This is a genomic window from Streptomyces sp. NPDC086519 (assembly GCF_040686075.1).
GTDB classification, from domain to species: Bacteria; Actinomycetota; Actinomycetes; order Streptomycetales; family Streptomycetaceae; genus Streptomyces; species Streptomyces shenzhenensis.
This window is the reverse complement of the sequence record NZ_JBFBJL010000012.1, coordinates 146,354-168,856: the sequence shown is the minus strand read 5'-3', so window position 1 is coordinate 168,856 and position 22,503 is coordinate 146,354. Positions and strand designations below refer to the sequence as shown.

The following is a 22,503-nucleotide window of genomic DNA, read 5'->3' as shown; positions in this document are numbered from 1 at the left end:
CGCCCCGAGGCGCGGCTGACCGCGCGGGCCGCCGGGAGGCGCGGGTGGGCCGGCAGGAGGCGCGGGCGGGTCGGCAGGAGGCGCGGGCGAGAAGGCCGGCGGCGCTGGCCGGGCGGGTGCGGCTGAGCGTGTCGGCGTGCCACCGGTGGCTGCGCGAGCTGGAGCGGTCGGGGCAGTCAGCGGGTACCGGGCGGTGGTGGACCCGGTCGCCGTGGGGCTGACCTTCGAGGCGCTGGTCTTCGGGTCCATGCGGCGGAGGACCGGGACACGGTCGCCGACGCCGAGCGGGCGCTCGCGGCCGTCCCCCAGGCGCTGGACGCGCCGCCTTCCAGCGGCTCCACGGCGAACGGTTCGCGACCCTGCCGGGCGTGCGGCGCCCGGCCTCGACGCCGGTGACGAAGCACGTGGTCCGGGACCGGACACTGCCGGCGTAGGACGACAGGCGGTGGTCCACCGCTGTGTGTGAACCACCGCCTGCCAGACAGGACCCAGGGCGCGGACTACTTCGTGGGCTTCTTCCCGGTCACGCCCAGATGCACCAACAGCGCCAGGTTCGGCTTGAGTTCGGCCTGCTTCACGCCCCAGCTCTGGAAACCCTTCTGGTGCGCGGCGACCGCCGCGAGCATGGCGACCAGCGAACCGGCCACGGCCGCCGGGTTCACGTCCTTGTCGACCCTGCCCTTGGCCTGCAACTCCGTGATGGAGTCGGTCAGGGAGTTGTTCACCGAGTTCAGGATCTTCATACGGATCTTGTAGAACCGTTTGTCCCCCTCGGCCGCCCCGAGGTCGACCACACGCAGGATCGCGTCGTTCCTGCGCCAGAACTCCAGGAAACCGTCCACGAGTTCCTGCGCGGTCGCCCAGCCGGCCTTGCCGACCCAGGAGCGCCCCGCCAGCAGCTCGGTCAACTGACCGCCGTCGGTGGCCATTTGCTCGGCGATCTCCAGGACGGCGCCCTCGACGTCCGGGAAGTACTGGTAGAAGGTCGCGGGCGAAGTGCCCGCCTTCCGGGCGACATCGATGACCTTGACGTCCCGGTAAGGGGAGGAGCTGAGCATCTCGCTGAGGCAGTCGAGCAGCTTCTGCCGGGTCGCCTGCCCACGCCGGCCGGCCACGCGGCCGTCGACGGTACGCACTTGTCCTGTCATGCCGTCAGCTTACCGAGGGGTGATCGGAGCGCGATTCGGCCGACTGCAAATGGGGTGCACGGGGGTACGGAGCGGCCGCACGGCAGGGGAGCGGAAGGAAAAGCGCCGGTCACTCCGGGCGGGTGCGGCTGGTCTGCGCGGTGCGGGCCGGGCGGTTACTTTGACGACATGGCCGAAAACAGGGCATCCGGATACCCCGAGGGCGTCCCGTGCTGGGTGGACGCGCAGCTCCCCGACGTCGAGGCGGGCAAGCGGTTCTACGGCGGGCTCTTCGGGTGGACCTTCGAGGACGCCGACGGACCCGGAACAGGGGCGGTGTGGGCCCGCCTCGGCGGCGCGGCCGTCGCCAGGCTGGCGCGGAAGCGGGACGGCCGGATGCCCACCGTCTGGACCGTGTACTTCGCGACCCCGGACGCCCGGGACCTCGCCCGCCGGATCGTCGCCGCCGGCGGGCAGATCGTCAACGATCCCGTCCCCGTCCGCGCCCTCGGCACCGCCGCGCTGGCCGCCGACCCCACCGGCGCCGTCTTCGGCCTCTGGCAGGCCGCGGGCCACCCCGGCTTCGGCGTCCGGCACGCGCCCGGCGCCTTCGCCTGGGCGCAGCTCTACACCAGCGACACCGACGCGGCCAACGCCTTCTACGGCCGCCTCTTCACCGACGCCCTCTTCGGCGCCGGCGCCGACCCGGACTTCGGCCGTGCCCCCGTGACCGAGGTGTTCGCGGCCGGGATGCCGTCCCAGTTCGTCGTCCACTTCCGCACCGGGGACGTGACGGCGGCGGTCGGGGCCGTGCGGCAGCTGGGCGGCCGGGTCCAGGCGCCGCCCTTCGAGACGTCGTACGGAAAAGTCGCCGTCGTGACCGACAATCAAGGGGCGTCCTTCGCGCTGCTGGAACGCTGAGGCCGGAAAGGTACGGCTCTGAGCGGGCAAATGTCTTACTTTGTCGTGAGACACCCCGATTGATCACCGGGTTCGCAACCTGTGCCCGGGCCAGGAAGAATCGGGGTGCGTGCCGCCATGGCGGTGCGGTGGTGAGACGCTGCACGGGGTCGCGTACATATGTGGGTGGACGAGGCCCGTACGGGGAGGTGGCAGGCAAGTGGTGGATCAGCTGACGCAGCACGACCCGCGGCGGATCGGGCCGTTCGAGGTGCTGGGACGGCTGGGGGCCGGCGGCATGGGGCTGGTCTATCTCGCGCGCTCGGCGTCCGGCCGGCGCGTGGCGATCAAGACCGTCCGGACCGAGCTCGCCGAGGACCAGCTGTTCCGGGTCCGCTTCACGCGCGAGGTGGAGGCGGCCCGCGCGGTCTCCGGCTTCTACACGGCGGCGGTCGTCGACGCCGACCCGCGCGCCGCCGTGCCGTGGCTGGCGACCGCGTACGTGCCGGCACCGTCGCTCGAAGAGATAGTGAACGACTGCGGCCCGCTCCCGGCCCAGGCGGTCCGCTGGCTCGCGGCGGGCGTCGCCGAGGCGCTCCAGTCGATCCACGGCGCCGGCCTCGTCCACCGTGACCTCAAGCCCTCCAACGTCCTCGTCGTCGAGGACGGCCCCCGGGTCATCGACTTCGGTATCGCCTCCGGTGTCTCGAACACCCGGCTGACGATGACGAACGTCGCGGTCGGCACCCCCGCCTACATGTCGCCGGAGCAGGCGAAGGACTCCCGGTCCGTGACCGGCGCGAGCGACGTCTTCTCCCTCGGCTCCATGCTCGTCTTCGCCGCCACCGGCCACCCGCCCTTCCACGGCGCCAACCCGGTCGAGACCGTCTTCATGCTGCTGCGCGAGGGCCCGGACCTCGAAGGCCTCCCGGACGAACTGCGCCCGCTCATCGAGTCCTGCATGCAGATGGAGGCCGCCGCCCGCCCCAACCCGGCCGACCTCCAGGCCCAGCTCGCGCCTCACCTGTTCGGCTCCGGCTCCGACGACAGCGGTACGGCGTCCGCCTGGCTGCCCGAGAAGGCGGTCGGGCTGATCGAGTCCCGCCGCGGTGGCCGCCCGGCCGTGAAACCCTCCGCCGCCCCGTCCGGCGCCCGCGGCGGCGGCCGCCCCGCGGTCCCCCCGCCGCCCTCCTACGACCCCGCGGTCCCGGCCCCGGTCCCTGTCGGCGCCCCCGACGCCGGCCCGATCCGCCTCGCCGGCGCCCGGGTGCCGATCGGTCCCGGCCCGCGCGTCGCCGACGCCCGCGCCGCCGCCGTGAAGGCGCCTCCGCCCGAGGCCGGCCTGGTGGCCAGCTGGTCGCGCCCGCACCCCGGCGTCAACGGCGCCGACCCCGCCGTACCGCCGGTCCCCGCCCTGCCCCCGGAGACGGCGTCCGGCTGGCGGCCCTGGCGGTTCCGGATGTCCAACGACGTCTGGGGCACCCCGGCCGTCGACGGCGACCTCGTCTACGTCACCTCCTTCGAGGTGCACGCCCTCGACGTGGCCACCGGCCGCCGCCGCTTCAAGACGAGGGACGTCGCCTGGTCCATGGCGGTCGCGGACGGCCGTATCCACGCCTCCGACGGCCCCACCCTGTTCGCCGTGGAGGCCCGCGAGGGCGGCGACCTGTGGCGGCTGTCCACCGACGCCTGGGTGTACGCCCTCAAGGCCGACCGCGGCACCCTCGTCACCGGCACCCGGGGCGGCGGCGTCCAGGCCTGGGAGGCGACCACCGGGCAGAAGCTCTGGGAACTGTCGGGTGCCCAGACCGACTTCGAGGTCCCCGAGTCCGGCCCCTCCCTGCACGACGGCACGGTCTACGTCTGGCAGGACGCGAGACTGCGCGCCCTCGACGCCCGCACCGGCGACGAACGCTGGTCCTACCCCATCGGCGACGCGGCCTCCTGCGGCGGCGTCCCGGTCCGCCTCACCCACGCCGACGACGGCTTCGTGTACGCCTCCGCGGGCACCCGCGTCATCGCCCTGGACACCGCGACCGGGCGGGTGCGCTGGCACTTCGAGGCGCCGGCCGTGTTCCTCTCCCCGCCCGCCTTCGTCCCCGGCCCCGCCGTCACCGGCGGCGGCATCTACCTCGCCGACTACCTCGGCACCGTCTACGCCCTCGACGCCACCGACGGCCGCGACCGCTGGCGCATCGCGACGGAGGCCCGCGCCTCCATCGAGCCGGTGCTCGTCGCCGCCGGCCATGTCCACGTCGGCAGCGGCAAGGGGCTCTACACCCTGGACGCGGTCACCGGCACGCCCAAGTGGCGCTTCCAGGCGGGCGGCGACGTGGTGGGCGCCCCGGCGGTGGCCGAGGGCCGCATCCACTTCGGCTCGACGGACCACCTGCTGTACACCCTGAAGGCCGACGACGGCCGCCTGCGCTGGAAGCTGGCGACAGGCGGGGAGATCACCGGGTCGCCGCTGGTGCGCGACGGGGTGGTGTACGCGTGCAGCAAGGACCGGTGCGTGTACGCCCTGGACGCCGAGAAGGGGACGGGGACGGCGCGCACGGCGTGACTGCCGCGATCTGTCGACGGGCGGCCGCGGCCGCGTGGGGGCTTGTCGCGCAGTTCCCCGCGCCCCTTCAGGTGGGCTGTCGCCCCGTCGGTTGTGACGTGCTGGTCGCGCCCGCGCGGCGGAGCCGCATATCGAATACAGTCCCGCGCCCCTGAAGGGGCGCTGGCGCAGCGCCCTGCTTTTCAGGGGCGCGGGGAACTGCGCGAACGGCCACGACGGGCCCGCAGTCGCCCGACGGCAGTCGGTGGCACCCCTCTGGGCGGTGTCTCAGCGGGTACGAGGGACGGCGCCGCGCCCCCGTTCGGCGAACAGCTCCGCCTGCCGCTCGCCCGGCAGGTTGCCCAGGGTGATCAGGTGCGGTGCCTCGGCCCAGCCCCGCTCCCGGTCCGCCCCCTTCGCCGCCCACAGCGCCCGTACGCTGCCCTGCACCCCCTCCGTCGGATACCCGGCGATCACGGTCGCGCACCGCACGGCCGCCGCCGTCGCCTCCCCGGCGGGCGTCACTTCCGACACCAGCCCCACCTCGTACGCCCTGCGCGCCCCCATCCGCTCGGCGTTGCCCATGAGCACCATCCGGGCCACCTCCCCGTACGGCATCCGCTGCGCCATCAGCACCGACTCGTACGCGCTGACCATGCCGTAGGACGTGTGCGGGTCGAAGAAGGCCGCCGTCTCGTCGGCGATCACGAAGTCGCACTCGCCCAGCAGGTAGAAGGCGCCCCCGCAGGCCATCCCGGCCACGGCGGCGATCACCGGCTTCCACAGGTCGTTCGACTTCGGCCCGACGGCGATCAGCGGATCGTCCTGGCTGTACGGCGAGGACGGCTGCGGCACGACGGCGTCCCGGTCGAGCCCGGTGCTGAAGGCGCGCCCGCCGGCCCCGGTGAGGACGACCGCCCGGACGGCGTCGTCGAAGCGCAGCGCCCGCCAGGCGGCGGAGAGCTCGGCGGCCGTCGCGAGGTCGATGGCGTTGAGCCTCGCGGGGCGGTCGAGGGTGAGGACGGCGACCCCGCTCTCCTTGTCGGTGTCCAGCCGCAGGCTCACGGACGCTCCAGGACCCACTGCGGCAGACCGTCCGCGAAGACCGCCTGCACCCGGGCTCCGATCCGGATCCGGTCCGGCGGGAGGGAGTCGAGAGGAGCCCCCGCCCCGCTCACCACGTTCCCCACCATCCGCACCCGGGGCGCGTCGTCCAGTTCCACGACGACCACGTTGTACGGCGCCTGGGCGGCGTAGTCGGGCAGGAGCGGCGGGTGCGGGACGACGTACGACCAGATCCGGCCGCGCCCGCTCGTCGGCCGCCACTCGCTCGCGAAGGACTGGCAGTGCGGGCAGCAGGGCCGGGGCGGGAAGCGGGGTTCGCCGCAGTCGGCGCAGGCCTGGACGCGGAGTTCGCCGCGGGCCGCGTACTCCCAGAAGGGTGCGCCGTCGGTGTCGGTGGCCGGTCGCAGCATCTCAGCTCCGGTTGGTGAGGAGGAGGGCGGAGGTCGGGACGCCCTCACCGGCGGTGACCAGGCAGGTGGCGGCCCCCGGCACCTGGGCGGTGCTGGTGCCGCGCAACTGCTTGACGCCCTCGGTGATGAGGTTGAACCCGTGCACGTAGGCCTCGGACAGCCCGCCGCCCCCGGTGTTGAGGGGCAGCCGCCCGCCGATCTCCAGCGCCCCCTGCTCGGTGAACGCCCCGCCCTCCCCGCGCCCGCAGAAGCCGTAGCCCTCCAGGGAGAGCGGGATCAGCGCGGTGAACGCGTCGTAGATCTGGGCGACGTCGACGTCCTCGGGGGTGAGGTCGGCGTGCTTCCACAGGTGGCGGGCGGCGGTCCAGGCGGGGCCGGTGAGGGGGTCGTCGTTCCAGTAGTTGACCATGCCGTGGTGCTGGGCGGGGAGTCCCTGGGCGGCCGAGTGGACGTAGACCGGGGGCCGCCGGCAGTCCCGGGCCCGTTCCCTGCTGACCACCACACACGCCAGGGCCCCGTCCGTCTCCAGGCAGTTGTCGAAGAGGCAGAGGGGCTCGCTGATCCACCGGGAGGTCATGTACATCTCGCGGGTGAGGGGGCGGTCGTACATGACGGCGGCGGGGTTCTGGTTGGCGCGGTTGCGGCAGGCGAGGGCGACGTTGAAGAGGTGGTCGCGGGTGGCGCCGTACTCGTGCATGTAGCGGCGGGTGAGCATGGCTATCTCGTCGGCGGGCCGGAGCAGGCCGAAGGGGCGGGTCCACTGGGCGGGGGTCGGGAGCTGGACGGTGGTGTTGGTCCAGGGCCGGGGCCCGGACCCCCGCTTCCGGGACCGCCACGCCACCCCCACCGTGGCCTGGCCGGAGGCGATGGCCGCGGCGAGGTGCGCGACGGTCGCACAGGAGCCGCCACCCCCGTACCCCACCTTGCTGAAGAAGGTCAGATCCCCGAGCCCGACCGCCTTCGCCAGCTCCACCTCGTCGGTCTCCTCCATGGTGAAGGAGGCGAGGGCGTCGACCTCGCCGGGCGCGATGCCGGCGTCGTCGAGGGCGGCGAGGACGGCCCGGCAGGCGAGGGTCCGCTCGTCCTCGCCGAGCCGTTTGGCGAAGGGGGTCTGCCCGATCCCGACGATGGCGGTGGCGTCTTTGATGCCCCTGAGACCGGCCATGTGCCCGCACCTCCACGGCAGTCGCGGTTTGCTGACAGGCCGTCAGGCTACCGCTAATCTGACGGACAGTCAGCTATGCGTCCGGGGAGGCCGGTTGTGCGCGGTGACATGGAGTGGGGGACCGTTCCGGGGCTGGTGCGGTCGGCGGCGGAGCGGTACGCGGACGTCGAGGCGGTGGTGGACGGCCGGACCCGGATCACCTACGCCGAACTGGGCGCCCGGGTGGAACGCGCGGCGGCCGCCTGCCTGGCCGCCGGCGTCGGGGCGGGCGACCGGGTGGGCATCTGGGCGCCGAACTCGCTCGACTGGATCGTCGCGGCGCTGGGCGCGGTGTCGGCGGGCGGGGTGCTGGTCCCGCTCAACACCCGCTTCAAGGGCACGGAGGCGGCGGACGTGCTGCGCAGGAGCGGGGCCCGGCTGCTCTTCGTGACGGGGACGTTCCTGGGGACCTCGTACGTGGCGTCGCTGCGGCGGGCGGCCGGGGAGGGAGCCGGGGACGGCCAGGGGCCGCTGCCGGGTCTGCCCGGCCTGCGGGACGTGGTGGTGCTGTCGGACGACGCGCCGGTCGGCTTCCGCACCTGGAAGGACTTCCTGGCGGCCGGGGAGGGCATCGGCGCCGGACAGGTCGCCGCCCGGTCGGCCGAGCTGGACGGCACCTGCCTCTCCGACATCATCTTCACGTCCGGTACGACGGGCCGCCCGAAGGGTGCGATGATCACCCACGCGCAGACCCTGCGGGCGTACGAGATCTGGGCCGGCCTGGCGGGCCTGCGGACCGGTGACCGCTACCTGATCGTCAACCCGTTCTTCCACACCTTCGGTTACAAGGCCGGGGTGATCGCGTGCCTGATGCGCGGGGCGACGATGATCCCGCAGCCGGTGTTCAGCGTGGAGACGGTCCTGGCGAACGTCGCCGCGGAGCGGGTGTCGGTGCTGCCCGGCCCGCCGACCCTCCACCAGTCCCTCCTGGACCACCCGGCCAGGGACGCCCACGACCTCTCCGCCCTGCGGCTGGTGGTGACGGGCGCGGCCGTCGTACCCCTGCTCCTCGTGGAGCGGCTGCGCGGCGAACTCGGCGTCGAGACGGTCCTGACCGCCTACGGCCTCTCCGAGGCGAGCGGGATCGTGACGATGTGCCGCCAGGGCGACGATCCGGCGGTGATCGCGTCGACGTCGGGGCGGGCGATCCCCGGGACGCAGGTGCGGGTGGACGAGGCCGGGGAGGTGCTGGTCCGCGGCTTCAACGTCATGCGCGGCTACTACGAGGACGCGGCGGCGACGGCCGAGACGCTCACGGCGGACGGCTGGCTGCGCACCGGCGACGTCGGCGTCCTGGACCCGGACGGCAACCTCCGCATCACCGACCGCCTCAAGGACATGTTCATCGTCGGCGGCTTCAACGCCTACCCGGCCGAGATAGAGCAACTGCTCGGCCTGCACCCGGACGTCTCGGACGCGGCCGTGATCGGCGTCCCCGACGCCCGCCTGGGCGAGGTCGGAAAGGCGTTCGTGGTCCGCCGCCCGGGAGCGGTTCTCACGGCCGACGACCTGATCGCCTGGTCCCGCCGCGAGATGGCGAACTACAAGGTCCCGAGGACCGTCGAGTTCGTCCGAGAGCTCCCCCGCAACGCCAGCGGAAAGGTCCTGAAGGGCGAGCTCAGAACGGCCGACCGGGCCGCCCGCTGACGTGCGCCCGTGGGCCTGGCCCAGACGGCCCCCGAGACGCGGCCCCCAAGCCGCGCCCTCCAAAGACACGGTTGGAAGATATGAGCCAATCCCTCCGCAGTGACCTGCGACATTGCCGCCCGCCGCTTGCCCATATCTTCCAATCCCGGGTGAGCTGTCACCGGTGCGGGCGACCTGGCTCGGGCGACTGGTGCGCGGGGGCACTCACCGCAGGCCCTGAGTCGTCCATGCGGGCCGCCGTTCACGAGCGGTGACGCCCGGCTTGCGGGGGAGGCGGGACCCGCCCACGGCCCGGGCGAGCGGTCCGGCCGAACGAAGGGGACGCCGACCCGGGCGGGGGCGGTCACTGCCGATCGGCGGCGAGCGCGTCCAGGGCGGCCCGGATCTCCTCGATCATGCAGGCGGGCCGGTGGAAGACGTCCTCGGCGCCGAAGCGGAGCAGGCTGCGGATTTCGGCGGATCGGAGGATCTGGTTGAAGCGGGTCAGGTCCCGTCGATGGGAGTCGCGGGTGCCGTGGTAGGCGTAACCCTCGATCTCCACCCCCAGCCCCTCCTTCCGGAAGAGGAAGTCGAGGAAGCGGAGGCGGCCGTCCGGGGTGCGGACCTCGGCCTGGCTCTCGGGGCGGAGCCCGGCGTCGTACATGCGCAGTCGGGCGACGGTCTCGGCGGGCGAGCCGGCGAGCGGGTCGGTCAACCGCAGCCGTTCCCGGCCGCCTCTCGCACGCCGTGGCGTCGCTTCGAGGGCGTTCGCGATCGCAGCGGGACTGAGGATCGGGGGACGGCGGAGCCGCCCGACCCTCCGGTGGGAGAGAGCCGAGTCCACGGCTACGACCGCTTCGTCCCGTGGGCTGTCCCGGAGCAGGTCGGCGAGCGTGCGGGCAGGTGGGGTGAGCCGCAGTCCCTGTCGTTCCCACACGTCCTGAGCGCTGAGCGGGAGTCGGTGTACGCGTACGCCGCTGCCCACGCGGCGGATGCTCAGCTGCGGGTCCGTGAACTCCAGGGGCGCGTCGGAGGCACCGCCCAGGGTCTCGATGCGCCAGATCGGCGCCGCCGAGAGGTGGCTCACGACCAGCCGGGGTTCGAGGAGCTGCACTGCCCGCAGCCGGGTGAGCAGGTCGGGGTCCCGCCCGGGCTCGGCCCAGGCGCCGTACCGGAGCCGTGTCCAGCCCTCGTCCCGTAGCGCACGTGTCAGACTCCGCCGGGGCCAGCCGGCCGCGACGGCCCGTGAGGTGAGGAGGATGCCCCGCTCCGCCAGCGTGTGTAAGTCCCTGCGTTCCACCCGGTGAAGATCGCAGATTCCCGGAATCGCCGCGTGGCCTGTGGACAACTCGCGGGTTCAGCCCTTCAGAGAGCTGAGAAAGGCGGTCCAGGCGAGCGGACGGAAGAGAAGGACAGAGCCGTCCTGATGCTTCTTCGAGTCACGGACGGGGACCACGTCGGGGTGCGGGGTGGCGGCCTCGACGCAATCGCCGCCGCTGCCGTCGCTGTAACTGCTCCTGCGCCACACGGCGTTGCTCAGGTCAGTCCCGGTGCCTGCCATCTCGGTAGTCCTCCGCCGCTCGTTCGGCCATGGCCAGGGACGCCTCTGGCGGGAGTGCCGCCGCCCCGAGCAGATCGTTACGACCTGCGGTCGTCCTTCACGAGCGCTGGACAGTCGATGAGTTGGCCGTTACGGAGTCCCTCGGTACAGGCCACCGGTGGGGCGTCCGGGAAGGTCATCACCTTCATCATGCCCGTCATGAACGGATGGGCCGGTGCCGTTTCCGGAAGGATCTGCACAACGCCCTGCGTGGAGCGGATGACCTGGGCGATGTGCTCCAGCTGGACCGCCATCTCCGCCGGGGGCAGGAGAGGCTTGCGGACGAGGGACTCGTGCAGGACCGCCCAGAACGACGGCCGCTCCTCCTGCTTCCAGATCTCCGCGCGCTTCAGCCGGGCACGGACCTGCTTGTCGACCGTCTCGGGCGCCGGCCAGGGCAGCGACGTGTGTACGACCGCCTCGGCGTACGCCTGGGCCTGCAACACGAGGGCAAGACGGTGTGGTGCGAGCTGGGCCAGGCCGAGCCCCGGACGGGCGGGCGGTGGAACGACCCGGTCACCGGACCCGCCCGTCCTTGAACGCCTCGGCCGCGACGGCTTCCCCTCCGCGCCGCCGCGGCCTGTCCCCGTCGTGGGTGCGGGTCACGCCTTCTCGGTGCCGGCGTGGTTCTCCAGCGTCGTCACGACGGACTCCGGCAGAATGCCGGCGTGGTTCTCCAGCGGCTTCACGGTTTCGTTCTCCGTGACGCTGCCGGCGTGGTTCTCCAGCGGCTCGACCGTCGAGGAACCGTCGTCCGGGCTGCCGGCGTGGTTCTCCAGCGTGGCGATCTTCGGCTTCTTCGTGGCTTCGGTCATCGTCGGCACCTTTCTGCTGAGCTTCTGAGAAAGCGATGTGCCCGTCCGGTGACTCCCCCGGGTGTCGCCGGACGGGCACATCAAGGCCGCTCACCCTAAACGGTGGGGCCGGGTGCCGAGCCGTCTGCCCCCCGACGCGGCGGCTGGCACTCATGAGAATGGCGTGCGGCGATAAACAAACCATGAACGCGCCATGCGCCCGGCTCCTCAGGCCGCCGCGGCCGGCCTGAGAAGTGCCTTCACCTGCTCGGCCTCGGCCGCCCCGAACTGCTCGTGGATGTTGAGCGCCTCGCTCCAGCAGGCCCGGGCCCGGTCGGTCTGCCCCAGTTGGCTGAGGGCCTGCCCGAGCGTGGTCAGTACGTTGGCCCGCATCCAGTCGCCTCCGATGACCTGGAGGGCGAGTGCCTGCTCCGCGTGACGTGCCGCCAGGGCGAGCTGTCCGCCCGCGAGATGGGCCTCGGAGATACGGAAGTTCGCCGTCCCCTCCCAAAGGCGCTGCCGGTTCTCCCGGAAGAGCCGCAGGGCTTCGTGGAGTTGCTCCAGCGCCTCGGGCACCCGGCCTGCCGCGCTGAGCGCGATCCCGAGGGCGAGACGAGCGTTGGCCACGCGCACGGTCATCCCGAGCTGGTCGTAGATGGCGAGTCCCCGCTCGGCCAGCTCGACGGCGGTCGTCAGGCGTCCCAGCTTGACGTGGATCCGGGAGAGGTTGCACAGGGCACTGGCCTCGCCCGGCAGGTTGCCGTCGGCGCGGTAGTTGTCGATCGCCTCGCGCAGGTGCCGCTCTCCGTCGTCGTTGCGTCCTTGGTAGAGGGCGATGATCCCGCGGTCGTTCGGGGCCCAGCAGCAGGGCGCGAGGTCTCCCGCGGCCTGGGCGAGCCCGATGGCGAGCCGGGCCTCCTCGTCGGCCTGCGTGAACCTGTCGGAGACCAGGAGGGCGTTGGTCAGCGCGGTGCGGGCCCGGCCCTCGGCGCGGTTGTCGCCCAGCTCATGGGCCATGTCGCGGAGTGCCACGGCGGTCGCCTCGTAGCGATGCGAGTTGGCACCGGACTCCGCGAGGTCCTTGGCGACCCACAGCAGGTCGACGGCGCGCCTGAGCATTCCGAGGGCTGCGCTCTGCCGGACACAGGCCAGGAGGCAGTCACCCTCGGCGTAGAGCCAGTCGACCGCGGTCTTGGAGTCGGTGATGGGCAGGCCGGGATAGGAGGTCGGCTCCAGATGGTTCACCAGCCGGTCCCCCGGCCGCTCGATCGCGTACACCCCCGCCGCCGTCGCCAGATAGAAGTCCAGGAGGCGGGACATGGCCGCCTCCCTCCCCCACTGCCCGAAAGGCGTGGGAGGTACCCCCGTGCTCGGCGGCTGCTCGTCGCGCTCCGCGCACGCGCGCGCGTAGAGCCGCACGAGGTCGTGGAAGCGGTAACGGCCCGGAGCCGCCGATTCCAGCAACGACGTGTCGACCAGGGTCTCCAGCAGGTCCTCGGTCGCCTCGACCGGCAGATCGAGCATTGCCGCGGCCGCCGCCAGCGAGATGTCCGGTCCGTCGGCCAGGCCGAGGAGGCGGAAGGCCCGGGCCTGGGCCGGTTCCAGGGCGCCGTAGCCCAGTTCGAAGGTCGCCTTCACCGCCAGGTCGCCGGCCTGGAGTTCGTCGAGGCGGCGGCGCTCGTCGGCGAGTTTCGCCGCCAGGACGCAGACCGTCCAGGTGCGGCGGGCCGCGAGGCGGGACGCGGCGATGCGGATGGCGAGGGGGAGGAAGCCGCAGGCCGCCACCACGTCCAGGGCGGCCTTGCGCTCGGCGGCCACCCGTTCCGCACCGACGATCTTCGTGAAGAGCTGTAGCGCCTCGTCGGGGGACATCACGTCCAGGTCCACCAGGTGGGCCCCGGCCAGGTCCACCATGCGGACGCGCGAGGTCACCAGGGCCGCGCAGCCCTCCGTGCCCGGCAGCAGCGGACGCACCTGGGCCGCGTCCTTCGCGTTGTCCAGCAGGACGAGGACCCGGCGGCCGTCCAGGACCGAGCGGTACAGGGCCGCCCGGTCGTCCAGGGAGTCGGGGATGGACGCGTCCGGGGTGCCCAGGGCGCGCAGGAAGGAGCCCAGGACCGTCTCCGGTTCCGCCGCCCGCGGGCCCGCGCCCTGGAGGTCCACGTACAACTGGCCGTCCGGGAAGGCGGACCGGGCCTGGTGCGCCACATGGACGGCAAGGGTCGTCTTGCCGACGCCTCCGATGCCCGCCAGCGCCGATACGGCCATCACCCGGCCCTCCTCCGACGCCAGCACCTCGCTCAGCTGGGTGACGAAGGCGGCCCGGCCCGTGAAGTCGGGGACGGTCGCCGGGAGCTGGGCGGGGCGGACCGGGACGGACGGGGGAGCCGGCGCGGGGGAGGAGGGTTCGGCCAGGGCCGGGTCGGCCTGGAGGATGCGCTGTTGCAGGTCGCGCAGGCCGGAACGCGGGTCGACGCCGAGTTCCTCGGCGAGCAGGCGGCGGGTGTCGGCGTACACCGCGAGGGCCTCCGCCTGGCGGCCGCTGCGGTACAGGGCGAGCATGAGGAGTTCGCGGAGGCGCTCGCGCAGGGGGTGGGCCGCGGTGAGGGCCGTCAGCTCCGACACCGCCTCCGCGTGGCAGCCTTGCTCCAGGTCCATGTCAAGACGGGACTCGAGGAGCTGGAGCCGCCACTCCTGTAGCCGGGTCCGCTGGGCGTCGGCGTACGGGCCCGGTACTCCGGCCAGCGGTTCGCCGTCCCACAGGGCGAGCGCCCGGTTCAGCTCCTCCCGGGCCTGTCCCAGGTCCCCGGCGCCGCGCGCCTTGTCGGCCGCCGCCGCCAGGTCCTGCGCCGCCGCCAGGTCCAGGGCGCCCTCGCCGAGCCCGCGCACCGCGTACCCGCCGGACTCGCTGACCAGCACCCCGGGGTCCAGGATCTTGCGCAGCCGGGACGCGTACGTGCGCACCGCCGCCAGCGCCTGCGACGGCGGCTCGGGCCCCCACAGCGCGTCGATCAGCTCGGCCGCGGTCGCCGTCCGGCCCTCGCGGAGCAACAGGGCGGCGAGCAGCGCGCGTTGCTGCGGGGAGCCGGTGTTGAGCGGCGCCTCCGCGCGCCAGGCGCGTACCGGACCGAGCACACTGAAGCGCACCGTCGCGGCCTCCGCCGAGGAGGAGGCGCGCCGCTGCTCCGGCACCCGCGGTCCACCGTCCATGCCCGTCTCCCTAGACATCCCGCTTCACCCCGTCAGTCTGCCTTGTCCGGGCGGGTTGCGTCAGCCGGGGGAGATGCCGATCACAGGCGGCATGCGGTGGTCCACACAGTCTTCACGCGGCGGCCTCGGGGAGCGGAGCGGGCCCGGTTCGTGGCGGAACGGCTCCGCGAGCAGGTCCGCCTCCTCGCAGCGGAGTTGGCGAACACCCTCAGGGCGTGGCCGGCGGCGCGGCCGTCCAGGGCGAAGGCGACCGTGTGCCAGGGTGCGGCCCAACCGTGAGCGCCTCCGCGGCTGCCGCCCCCGTTCGTCTGACGAACCGTCATTCCCATAGCTGACGGTTCGTCAGATCGGCGCTACCGTGAGCGCCATGGACACCGAGGACGGCACCTTCCCGCTGATCATCTCCGTCGACGACCACACCGTGGAGCCGCCGGACGTCTGGCAGTCCCGCCTCCCGAAGAAGTACCAGGACACCGGTCCGCGCATAGTCCGGGCCCCGCTGCGGGAGATGAGCTTCCTCGGCGGCCGCTTCAAGCCCGTCATGGGCAGGCCGGGTGAGGGCGGCCCCACGGGCGACTGGTGGATCTACGAGGACCTGCACCGCCCCCTCACCCGCCTCGACACCGCCGTCGGCTACGCGCGCGACGAGATCAAGCTCGAAGTGATCACGTACGAGCAGATGCGGGCGGGGTCGTACGACGTCCCGCAGCGGCTCGCCGACATGGACGTCAACCACGTCCAGTCCGCGCTCTGCTTCCCGACCTTCCCCCGCTTCTGCGGGCAGACCTTCACCGAGGCCAAGGACCGCGAGCTGGCGCTGCTCTGTGTCCAGGCCTACAACGACTGGATGGTGGAGGAGTGGTGCGGCCCGCTGGCAGGGGGCCGCCTGATACCCCTCATCCTCATCCCCCTCTGGGACGCCCGGCTGGCCGCCGCCGAGGTCCGCCGCAACGCGGCCCGCGGGGTCCGTGCCGTCGCCTTCTCCGAGATACCCCCGCACCTCGGGCTCCCCTCCGTGCACACCGACGACTGGGACCCCTTCCTCGCCGCCTGCGACGAGACCGGCACGGTCGTCGCCATGCACATCGGCTCCAGCAGCCGGATGCCCTCCACCTCCGCCGACGCCCCGCCCGCCGTCGGCTCCACCATCACCTTCGCGAACTGCTGCTTCTCGATGGTCGACTGGCTGATGAGCGGCAAGTTCGAGCGCTTCCCGAACCTCAAGGTGATGTACGCGGAGGGGCAGATCGGCTGGATCCCCTACATCCTGGAGCGCGCCGACGTCGTCTGGGAGGAGAACCGCGCCTGGGGCGGTGTCGCCGACAAGGTCACCCGCCCGCCGTCCGAACTCTTCGCCGAGCACGTCTACGGCTGCTTCTTCGACGACGCCTTCGGCCTGAAGAACCTCGACGCGATCGGCCTCGGCAACGTCCTCTACGAGACCGACTACCCGCACTCCGACTCCACCTGGCCGAAGTCGAGGGAGGTCGGGGAGGCGCAGATGGGGCATCTGGCGCCGGACGTGGTGGAGCGGATCGTCCGGGGCAACGCGATCGAGCTGCTGGGGCTGACTCCCGACGGGCTCTGGGGCGGTCCGCGGTGAGCCTCGACTACGGCATCCAGCTCCCCGTCCAGTCCCAGTCCACCCTCTACGCCGAGGACTGGGAGGCCGGGGCGGGCGCCGCGGACCTGGTCGGGATCGCGCGGGCCGTCGACCGGGCCGGGTTCGCCTACCTCGCCGTCTGCGACCACGTGGCGATCCCGCACCGGCTGGCCGAGGCCATGAGCACGGTCTGGTACGACCCGGTGGCCACCCTCGCCCACCTGGCCGCCGTGACCGAGCGGGTACGGCTGCTCAGCCATGTCGCCGTCGTGGGACTGCGCCACCCCCTGCTCTCCGCCAAGCAGTACGCGACCCTCGACCACCTCTCCGGCGGCCGCCTGGTCCTCGGTGTCGGGGCCGGGCACGTGCGGGAGGAGTTCGAGGTCCTGGGGGTGGACTTCGGGCGGCGCGGAGCGGTGCTGGACGAGGCGATCGACGCGTTGCGGGCGGCTCTGGGGGCGGACGAGTTCCCGTCGCATCACGGGAAGTTCTACGACTTCGAGGGGCTCGGGCAGCGGCCCCGGCCCGCGCAGGACCGGGTACCGGTGTGGGTCGGCGGGTCGTCGCCGGCCGCGGTACGGCGGGCCGCGCTCAAGGGCGACGGCTGGCTGCCGCAGGGCGACCCCAGGGACCGGCTCCCGGACCAGATCGCCCGGCTGCGACGGCTGCGCGAGGAGGCCGGCCTCGAAGCGCCGATCACCATCGGCGCGATCACCGAGCCGCTGTACGTCGGCACGCCCGACTGGGCGGTGGGCCGCCGCACGCTCAGCGGTGCCCCCGAGGCCCTCGCCGAGTCGCTGCGGGCGTACGGCGCGATGGGCGTGCACCAGGTCCAGGTGCGGTTCCGCAGTCGGAGCCGGGCCGAACTCATCGACCAGATCGAGGCGTTCGGGGCGGATGTCGCGCCCCTTCTCACCTGAGGGAGTGGCATGGGCAAGCTGGACGGGCGGGTCGTCATCGTCACCGGGGCGGCGCGCGGACAGGGCGAGCAGGAGGCGCGGCTCTTCGTCGCGGAGGGCGCGGGAGTCGTCGTCGCCGATGTGCTGGACGACCAGGGCCAGGCCCTCGCCAAGGAGATCGGGGCGGCCTACGTCCACCTGGACGTGGGGGTGGAGGCGCAGTGGCAGGCCGCCGTCGCCGCCGCGAAGAAGGCGTACGGGCGTCTCGACGGGCTGGTGAACAACGCGGGCATCCTGCGCTTCAACGCGCTGGTGGACACGCCCCTCGACGAGTTCATGCAGGTGGTGCAGGTCAACCAGGTCGGCTGCTTCCTGGGCATGAAGACCGTGGCGCCCGAACTGGACGACGGCGGGACCATCGTCAACACGGCCTCCTACACGGCGCTGACCGGGATGGCGGCGGTCGGCACCTACGCCGCCACCAAGCACGCGGTGCTCGGGCTCACCCGGGTCGCCGCGCTGGAACTCGCCGACCGGCGCATTCGCGTCAACGCGATCTGCCCGGGCGCCATCGACACCGCGATGTCCAACCCGGCCCGGCTGGACCCGGCCGCCGACCCGGCGGAGATGAGCCACGCGCTGGACGAGCTGTACCGCAAGCTCGTGCCGCTGGGCCGGATCGGGCGGGCGGAGGAAGTGGCCAGACTGGCGCTCTTCCTGACCTCGGACGACTCGTCGTACATCACCGGGCAGCCGTTCGTGATCGACGGGGGCTGGCTGGCGGGAGTCAGTGTCATCTGACAGACCGTCAGCTATTGACGAATCTGACGCTACGTCAGAAAGTCGTAGGACTCAGAGGACCACAGGGACCACCTGGACATGGGACGGTGAACCGCCTTGGAATTCGGGCTCTTTGTACAGGGATACGTGGGCAAGCGGGCCGAGACAGACCCGCTGGCCGAGCACAAGGCACTGATGGAGGAGACCGAGTACGTCATCCAGGCGGACAAGTCCGGTTTCAAGTACGCCTGGGCCTCCGAGCACCACTTCCTCGACGAGTACTCGCACCTGTCCGCCAACGACGTGTTCCTGGGCTACCTGGCACACGCCACCGAGCGGATCCACCTCGGCTCCGGGATCTTCAACCCCCTCGCCCCGGTCAACCACCCCGTGAAGGTGGCCGAGAAGGTCGCCATGCTCGACCATCTCAGCGGCAACCGCTTCGAGTTCGGCAGCGGGCGGGGCGCCGGCTCCCACGAGATCCTCGGGTTCATCCCTGGTGTGACCGACATGAACTACACCAAGGAGATCTGGGAGGAGACCATCGCCGAGTTTCCCAAGATGTGGCTCCAGGACGAGTACGTCGGCTTCCAGGGCAAGCACTGGCAGCTGCCGCCGCGCAAGGTGCTGCCGAAGCCGTACGGCAAGTCGCACCCCGCGATGTGGTACGCGGCCGGGTCGCCGCCGTCGTACGCCATGGCGGCGCAGAAGGGGCTGGGAGTGCTGGGGTTCAGCATCCAGAAGGTCTCCGACATGGAGTGGGTGCTGGAGCAGTACAAGACGGCGATCGTGAACGCGGAACCGGTCGGGGACTTCGTCAACGACAACGTCATGGTGACGACGACGGCGATCTGCGCGCCGACCCACGACGAGGCGATCCGCATCGCCGCGGCCGGTGGGCTGCACTACCTCCCCTCGCTGGTGTTCCGGTACCACGACACCTTCCCGCGGCCCGAGGGCTTCCCGGTGTGGCCGGAGACGCTGCCGGAGTACACGCCGGAGTTCGTGGAGCTGCTGGTCGAGGAGGAGCTGCTGATCTGCGGCGACCCGGACGAGGTGCTGCGGCAGTGCAAGCGGTGGGAGCAGGCCGGGGCCGACCAGCTGAGCTTCGGGTTGCCGGTGGGGGTGCCGAAGGAGGAGACGCTGCAGACGATCCGGTTGATCGGGGAGCACGTGATTCCGAAGATCGACACCGATCCTGTGCACCGGACTACGCGGTTCCGTCAAGGGGCCTGAGCGTGCGTTGGCGGGTGCGGGTGGGGTGTGGCTGGTCGCGCCCGCGCGGCGGAGCCGCACATCGATACAGCCCGCGCCCCCAGGCAAGCAGTCCTGCCGCATACCAGGAGGTGAGCCCATGCTTGATCACGTCATCAAAGGCGCGTCCGTTGTCGACGGAACCGGCGCGCCCGCCCGCACCGCCGACGTCGGCATCCGTGACGGCCGGATCGCCGTCATCGGCACCGTCACCGAGGAATCCCGTACCAGCGAGGACGCGGCCGGGCTCGTGCTGGCGCCCGGCTTCGTCGATCCGCACACGCACTACGACGCCCAGCTCTTCTGGGACCCGTACGCGACGCCTTCGCTGAATCACGGAGTGACGACGGTCGCCGCCGGCAACTGCGGGTTCACCCTTGCGCCCCTGAACCCGGAACGTCCCGCCGACGCCGACTACACCCGCCGCATGATGTCCAAGGTCGAGGGCATGTCCCTGGTCGCCCTGGAGGAAGGGGCGCCCTGGAGCTGGAACTCCTTCGGCGAATACCTGGACGCGCTCGAAGGGCGCATCGCCGTCAACGCCGGGTTCATGGTGGGGCACTGCGCGCTGCGCCGGTACGTGATGGGGCCGGACGCGGTCGGCGGGCAGCCCAGTGAGGAGCAGCTCGCCCAGATCGTACGGCTGTTGCACGAGGCCATGGACGCGGGCGCGTGGGGGTTCTCCACCACCCAGTCCAGCACGCACTCGGACGGGGACGGGCAGCCGGTGGCGTCGCGGCACGCGCTGCCCGCGGAGCTGCTCGCGCTGTCGCGGGCGGTCGGGGAGCACGAGGGGACGCAGATCGAGGCGATCGTGGCCGGATGCCTCGACCAGTTCAGCGACGCCGAGATCGAGCTGTTCGCCGAGATGAGCGCGGTGGCCGGGCGGCCCCTGAACTGGAACGTGCTGACCGTGGACGCCGCCGTGCCCGAGCGGGTGCCCCGGCAGCTCCAGGCCAGTGAGCGGGCCCGGAAGGCGGGCGGCAGGGTCGTGGCGCTGACCATGCCGATCCTCACGCCGATGAACATGTCGCTGGGGACCTTCTGCGCGCTGAACCTCATCCCCGGGTGGGGGCCGATACTCGGGCTTCCGGTTCCGGAGCGGATCGAGAAGCTCCGGGATCCCGAGGTGCGGGCGGAGATGCTGCGGCGCGCCGAGTCGAAGGAGGCCGGGGTCTTCCGGCGGCTCGCGAACTTCGGGCGGTACGTCATCGGGGACACGTACAGCGAGGCGAACGCCGGGCTGTCGGGCCGGGTGGTGCGTGACATAGCACAGGAGCGGGGCCAGGACCCCTTCCACACTCTGGTCGAGATCTGCGCCGCCGACGACCTCCGTACCGTCCTGTGGCCCATGCCCACCGACAACGACCCCGCGTCCTGGGCGCTGCGCGCCGAGACCTGGCAGCACGAGGACGTCATGCTCGGCGGGTCGGACGCGGGGGCGCACCTGGACCGGATGTGCGGAGCCCCGTACACCACCCGCTTCATCGGTGACTGCCTGCGCGGCCGGAAACTGCTCGGCCTGGAGCAGGCCGTGAAGATGCTGACCGACGATCCCGCCCGGCTCTTCGGGCTGCGGGAGCGGGGCCGGATCGAGCAGGGCTGGCATGCGGACCTGGTGCTCTTCGACCCGGAGCGGATCGCCGCCGGCCAGGCCACCCTGGTGCACGACCTGCCGGGAGACAGCCCGCGCCTGGACGCGAAGGCGATCGGGGTGCGGGCGGTCTGGGTCAACGGTGTCGAGGCCATCCGGGACGACGTGGTGAGCGGGGCCGTACCGGGGAAGGTGCTGCGGTCCGGGCGGGACACCAGGACGGTGAGCACCCGGTGAGCGAGACGGCGGCGGACGGGCAGCGGCTGTTCGTCGGGGGCCGGTGGGTGGCGCCCGACGACGGGTACTACGAGGTCGTCGACCCGGCGACCGAGGAGAGCGTGGGCCGGGCCCCGGAGGCCTCCCGCGAGCAGGTGCTGGCCGCGTGCGCGGCCGCCCGGGAGGCCTTCGACGGCTGGGCGCGGACGCCGGCGGGGGAGCGGGCGGCGGTGCTCGGCCGGGCCGCCGACATCATCCGCGGCCGTCTCGGCGCGTACGCGGACCTCGCCCGCGCCGAGACGGGCGCGACCACCGGGACCGCGCGCGCGATGCAGGTGGGGGTGGCCGCGGCCCGGTTCCGCCGGTACGCGACCGTCGAGCCGTCCGAGTGGGCGATCCCGCCGCAGATCAACGAGGCCGGGCCGATGGGGAGGGCGGGCGTGATGGGCGCGCTCGCCGTGCGCCAGCCGGTCGGGGTGGTCAGCTGCATCACCTCGTACAACAACCCGTGGGCCAACCCGGCGGGCAAGGTCGCGCCGGCGCTGGCGATGGGCAACACGGTGGTGGTGAAACCGGCCCCGCAGGATCCGCTGTCCGTGTACCGGATGGCCGAGGCCCTGGAGGCGGCGGGGGCTCCGGCCGGGGTGGTGAACGTCGTCTCCGGGCGGTCCACCGGTGTCGGTGAGGCGGCCGTGGCCTCCCCCGACGTCGACATGGTGAGCTTCACCGGCTCCACGGCCGTCGGGAAGCGCATCGCCGAGGTCTGCGGACGGGACATGAAACGGCAGTTGATGGAGCTGGGCGGAAAGGGCGCGGCGGTCGTCTTCGAGGACGCCGACGTCGGCTCGGCGGTGGCGGGCATCGGCACCACCTTCTCCTTCTACAGCGGGCAGATCTGCACGGCGCCGACGCGGGTGCTGGTGCAGCGCGGGCTGTACGACCGGCTGGTCACCGAACTGGCCGCATACGCGAGCCGGTTGAAGGTGGGGGACCCGGCCGCGCCCGGCACCGTGGTCGGCCCGGTGATCACCGCCGAACACCGGTCCCGCGTCGAGTCGTACGTCGAACTCGCGCGGAAGGAAGGGGCGACGGTGGTCACCGGCGGTGAACGCCCGTCGCTGGAGCGGGGTTTCTACGTCGCCCCCACCCTCCTCGCCGACTGCACGAACGACATGCGCGCGGCGCGGGAGGAGATCTTCGGCCCTGTCGTCTGCGTCATCCCCTTCGACGACGAGGAGGAGGGCATCGCCCTCGCCAACGACTCAGAGTTCGGCCTCATCGACTACGTCTGGTCCGGGGACGTGGCCCGGGGCTTCCGGGTGGCCCGGCGGCTGCGGGCGGGCGGCGTCGGCGTCAACACGGTGGGCCGCAACATGGAGGCGCCGTTCGGGGGCTTCAAGAAGAGCGGAGTCGGCCGGGACGTGGGCTCCTACGCCCTGCACGCCTACAGCGAGGTGCAGGCGATCGTCTGGCCTGGCTGAGGTGACAACTGGGCCCCTTTGTCTGCCCGTTGGGGATCGGCGAGGTGTCCCGTGCGGGCAGGGATCGGGAAACCGGCTCCGGAACCGGCGGCGGATCCGTAGCGTCCGGAGCTGACAAGGGGGACCGCCGGTTTCCGGATCGTCGATGTCCGGCCGCTCCCTTCCCCGAACAGGCACGGAATCCTTGGAGCCCACTCC

General features: G+C 72.5%; 18 protein-coding genes and 1 pseudogene. 10 read left to right on the top strand and 9 right to left on the bottom strand.

Annotated features, from left to right (window positions below):
- Positions 1 to 104: 104 nt before the first annotated feature.
- Positions 105 to 434: pseudogene (locus AB0P24_RS14350) on the top strand (Lrp/AsnC family transcriptional regulator); the annotation flags it as partial.
- 66 nt (positions 435 to 500) lie between these two features.
- Here AB0P24_RS14350 and AB0P24_RS14345 read toward each other — a convergent pair.
- The gene (locus AB0P24_RS14345; protein WP_365793677.1) at positions 501 to 1,148 is read right to left on the bottom strand and encodes a TetR family transcriptional regulator; all 648 of its coding nucleotides are present in this window, start codon (positions 1,146 to 1,148) and stop codon (positions 501 to 503) included.
- 168 nt (positions 1,149 to 1,316) lie between these two features.
- Here AB0P24_RS14345 and AB0P24_RS14340 point away from each other — a divergent pair, with 168 nt between their 5' ends.
- On the top strand, positions 1,317 to 2,048 hold the full coding sequence (locus tag AB0P24_RS14340; RefSeq protein ID WP_365793676.1) for a VOC family protein: 732 nt from the start codon (positions 1,317 to 1,319) through the stop codon (positions 2,046 to 2,048).
- Positions 2,049 to 2,247: 199 nt separating this feature from the next.
- Positions 2,248 to 4,590, top strand: a complete 2,343-nt coding sequence (locus AB0P24_RS14335) for a PQQ-binding-like beta-propeller repeat protein (RefSeq protein WP_365793674.1) — start codon at positions 2,248 to 2,250, stop codon at positions 4,588 to 4,590.
- Positions 4,591 to 4,857: 267 nt separating this feature from the next.
- On the opposite strand, the gene AB0P24_RS14330 is transcribed toward AB0P24_RS14335, so the two are convergent.
- The 3 genes from AB0P24_RS14330 to AB0P24_RS14320 are packed head-to-tail and all read right to left on the bottom strand — an operon-like array spanning position 4,858 to position 7,209.
- Complete coding sequence (locus AB0P24_RS14330) at positions 4,858 to 5,634, bottom strand: enoyl-CoA hydratase/isomerase family protein (protein WP_365793672.1); 777 nt, start codon at positions 5,632 to 5,634, stop codon at positions 4,858 to 4,860.
- Positions 5,631 to 6,044 carry an OB-fold domain-containing protein gene (locus AB0P24_RS14325; RefSeq protein WP_181805591.1) on the bottom strand — a complete coding sequence of 138 codons (414 nt, stop codon included), beginning with the start codon at positions 6,042 to 6,044 and terminating at the stop codon, positions 5,631 to 5,633. The genes AB0P24_RS14330 and AB0P24_RS14325 overlap by 4 nt, the downstream gene beginning before the upstream one ends.
- Position 6,045: 1 nt before the next feature.
- Positions 6,046 to 7,209, bottom strand: coding sequence for a lipid-transfer protein (locus AB0P24_RS14320; protein ID WP_365793670.1), 1,164 nt, complete (start codon positions 7,207 to 7,209; stop codon positions 6,046 to 6,048).
- Positions 7,210 to 7,317: 108 nt separating this feature from the next.
- On the opposite strand from AB0P24_RS14320, the gene AB0P24_RS14315 reads away from it, so the two are divergent.
- Positions 7,318 to 8,895 (top strand): FadD3 family acyl-CoA ligase, encoded by a 1,578-nt coding sequence (locus AB0P24_RS14315; protein ID WP_365793715.1) that lies wholly within the window; start codon positions 7,318 to 7,320, stop codon positions 8,893 to 8,895.
- A gap of 343 nt (positions 8,896 to 9,238) precedes the next feature.
- Here AB0P24_RS14315 and AB0P24_RS14310 read toward each other — a convergent pair whose 3' ends face one another.
- From AB0P24_RS14310 to AB0P24_RS14290, 5 genes are all read right to left on the bottom strand, one after another.
- Positions 9,239 to 10,174: a hypothetical protein gene (locus AB0P24_RS14310; protein ID WP_365793668.1), complete on the bottom strand. Its 936-nt coding sequence runs from the start codon at positions 10,172 to 10,174 to the stop codon at positions 9,239 to 9,241.
- Positions 10,175 to 10,231: 57 nt separating this feature from the next.
- The gene (locus AB0P24_RS14305) at positions 10,232 to 10,435 is read right to left on the bottom strand and encodes a DUF397 domain-containing protein (protein ID WP_365793666.1); all 204 of its coding nucleotides are present in this window, start codon (positions 10,433 to 10,435) and stop codon (positions 10,232 to 10,234) included.
- A gap of 77 nt (positions 10,436 to 10,512) precedes the next feature.
- Positions 10,513 to 10,920: a DUF5753 domain-containing protein gene (locus tag AB0P24_RS14300; RefSeq protein WP_365793664.1), complete on the bottom strand. Its 408-nt coding sequence runs from the start codon at positions 10,918 to 10,920 to the stop codon at positions 10,513 to 10,515.
- Between the two features lie 156 nt (positions 10,921 to 11,076).
- On the bottom strand, positions 11,077 to 11,289 hold the full coding sequence (locus AB0P24_RS14295; protein WP_234541608.1) for a hypothetical protein: 213 nt from the start codon (positions 11,287 to 11,289) through the stop codon (positions 11,077 to 11,079).
- Between the two features lie 207 nt (positions 11,290 to 11,496).
- Positions 11,497 to 14,478, bottom strand: coding sequence for a BTAD domain-containing putative transcriptional regulator (locus AB0P24_RS14290; RefSeq protein WP_365793662.1), 2,982 nt, complete (start codon positions 14,476 to 14,478; stop codon positions 11,497 to 11,499).
- A gap of 367 nt (positions 14,479 to 14,845) precedes the next feature.
- Here AB0P24_RS14290 and AB0P24_RS14285 point away from each other — a divergent pair, with 367 nt between their 5' ends.
- The 6 genes from AB0P24_RS14285 to AB0P24_RS14260 all read left to right on the top strand — a co-directional run bounded on the left by AB0P24_RS14285 (position 14,846) and on the right by AB0P24_RS14260 (position 22,305).
- Positions 14,846 to 16,081, top strand: coding sequence for an amidohydrolase family protein (locus AB0P24_RS14285; protein WP_365793660.1), 1,236 nt, complete (start codon positions 14,846 to 14,848; stop codon positions 16,079 to 16,081).
- Positions 16,078 to 17,001 carry an LLM class F420-dependent oxidoreductase gene (locus AB0P24_RS14280; protein WP_365793659.1) on the top strand — a complete coding sequence of 308 codons (924 nt, stop codon included), beginning with the start codon at positions 16,078 to 16,080 and terminating at the stop codon, positions 16,999 to 17,001. Before AB0P24_RS14285 ends, AB0P24_RS14280 begins: the two co-directional genes overlap by 4 nt.
- A gap of 9 nt (positions 17,002 to 17,010) precedes the next feature.
- Complete coding sequence (locus AB0P24_RS14275; protein WP_365793657.1) at positions 17,011 to 17,781, top strand: SDR family oxidoreductase; 771 nt, start codon at positions 17,011 to 17,013, stop codon at positions 17,779 to 17,781.
- Between the two features lie 96 nt (positions 17,782 to 17,877).
- The gene (locus AB0P24_RS14270) at positions 17,878 to 18,996 is read left to right on the top strand and encodes an LLM class flavin-dependent oxidoreductase (protein WP_365793655.1); all 1,119 of its coding nucleotides are present in this window, start codon (positions 17,878 to 17,880) and stop codon (positions 18,994 to 18,996) included.
- Positions 18,997 to 19,114: 118 nt separating this feature from the next.
- Complete coding sequence (locus AB0P24_RS14265; RefSeq protein ID WP_365793653.1) at positions 19,115 to 20,845, top strand: D-aminoacylase; 1,731 nt, start codon at positions 19,115 to 19,117, stop codon at positions 20,843 to 20,845.
- Positions 20,842 to 22,305, top strand: a complete 1,464-nt coding sequence (locus AB0P24_RS14260; RefSeq protein ID WP_365793651.1) for an aldehyde dehydrogenase family protein — start codon at positions 20,842 to 20,844, stop codon at positions 22,303 to 22,305. Before AB0P24_RS14265 ends, AB0P24_RS14260 begins: the two co-directional genes overlap by 4 nt.
- Positions 22,306 to 22,503 lie beyond the last annotated feature (198 nt).

What these genes read in the sequence shown, in the direction of transcription:
- AB0P24_RS14315 (WP_365793715.1), top strand. Translation starts at nt 7,318, where the DNA reads ATGGAGTGGGGGACCGTTCCGGGGCTGGTGCGGTCGGCGGCGGAGCGG.
- AB0P24_RS14290 (WP_365793662.1), bottom strand. Translation starts at nt 14,478, where the DNA reads ATGGACGGTGGACCGCGGGTGCCGGAGCAGCGGCGCGCCTCCTCCTCG.
- AB0P24_RS14340 (WP_365793676.1), top strand. Translation starts at nt 1,317, where the DNA reads ATGGCCGAAAACAGGGCATCCGGATACCCCGAGGGCGTCCCGTGCTGG.
- AB0P24_RS14325 (WP_181805591.1), bottom strand. Translation starts at nt 6,044, where the DNA reads ATGCTGCGACCGGCCACCGACACCGACGGCGCACCCTTCTGGGAGTAC.
- AB0P24_RS14305 (WP_365793666.1), bottom strand. Translation starts at nt 10,435, where the DNA reads ATGGCAGGCACCGGGACTGACCTGAGCAACGCCGTGTGGCGCAGGAGC.
- AB0P24_RS14265 (WP_365793653.1), top strand. Translation starts at nt 19,115, where the DNA reads ATGCTTGATCACGTCATCAAAGGCGCGTCCGTTGTCGACGGAACCGGC.
- AB0P24_RS14275 (WP_365793657.1), top strand. Translation starts at nt 17,011, where the DNA reads ATGGGCAAGCTGGACGGGCGGGTCGTCATCGTCACCGGGGCGGCGCGC.
- AB0P24_RS14295 (WP_234541608.1), bottom strand. Translation starts at nt 11,289, where the DNA reads ATGACCGAAGCCACGAAGAAGCCGAAGATCGCCACGCTGGAGAACCAC.
- AB0P24_RS14320 (WP_365793670.1), bottom strand. Translation starts at nt 7,209, where the DNA reads ATGGCCGGTCTCAGGGGCATCAAAGACGCCACCGCCATCGTCGGGATC.
- AB0P24_RS14345 (WP_365793677.1), bottom strand. Translation starts at nt 1,148, where the DNA reads ATGACAGGACAAGTGCGTACCGTCGACGGCCGCGTGGCCGGCCGGCGT.
- AB0P24_RS14285 (WP_365793660.1), top strand. Translation starts at nt 14,846, where the DNA reads ATGGACACCGAGGACGGCACCTTCCCGCTGATCATCTCCGTCGACGAC.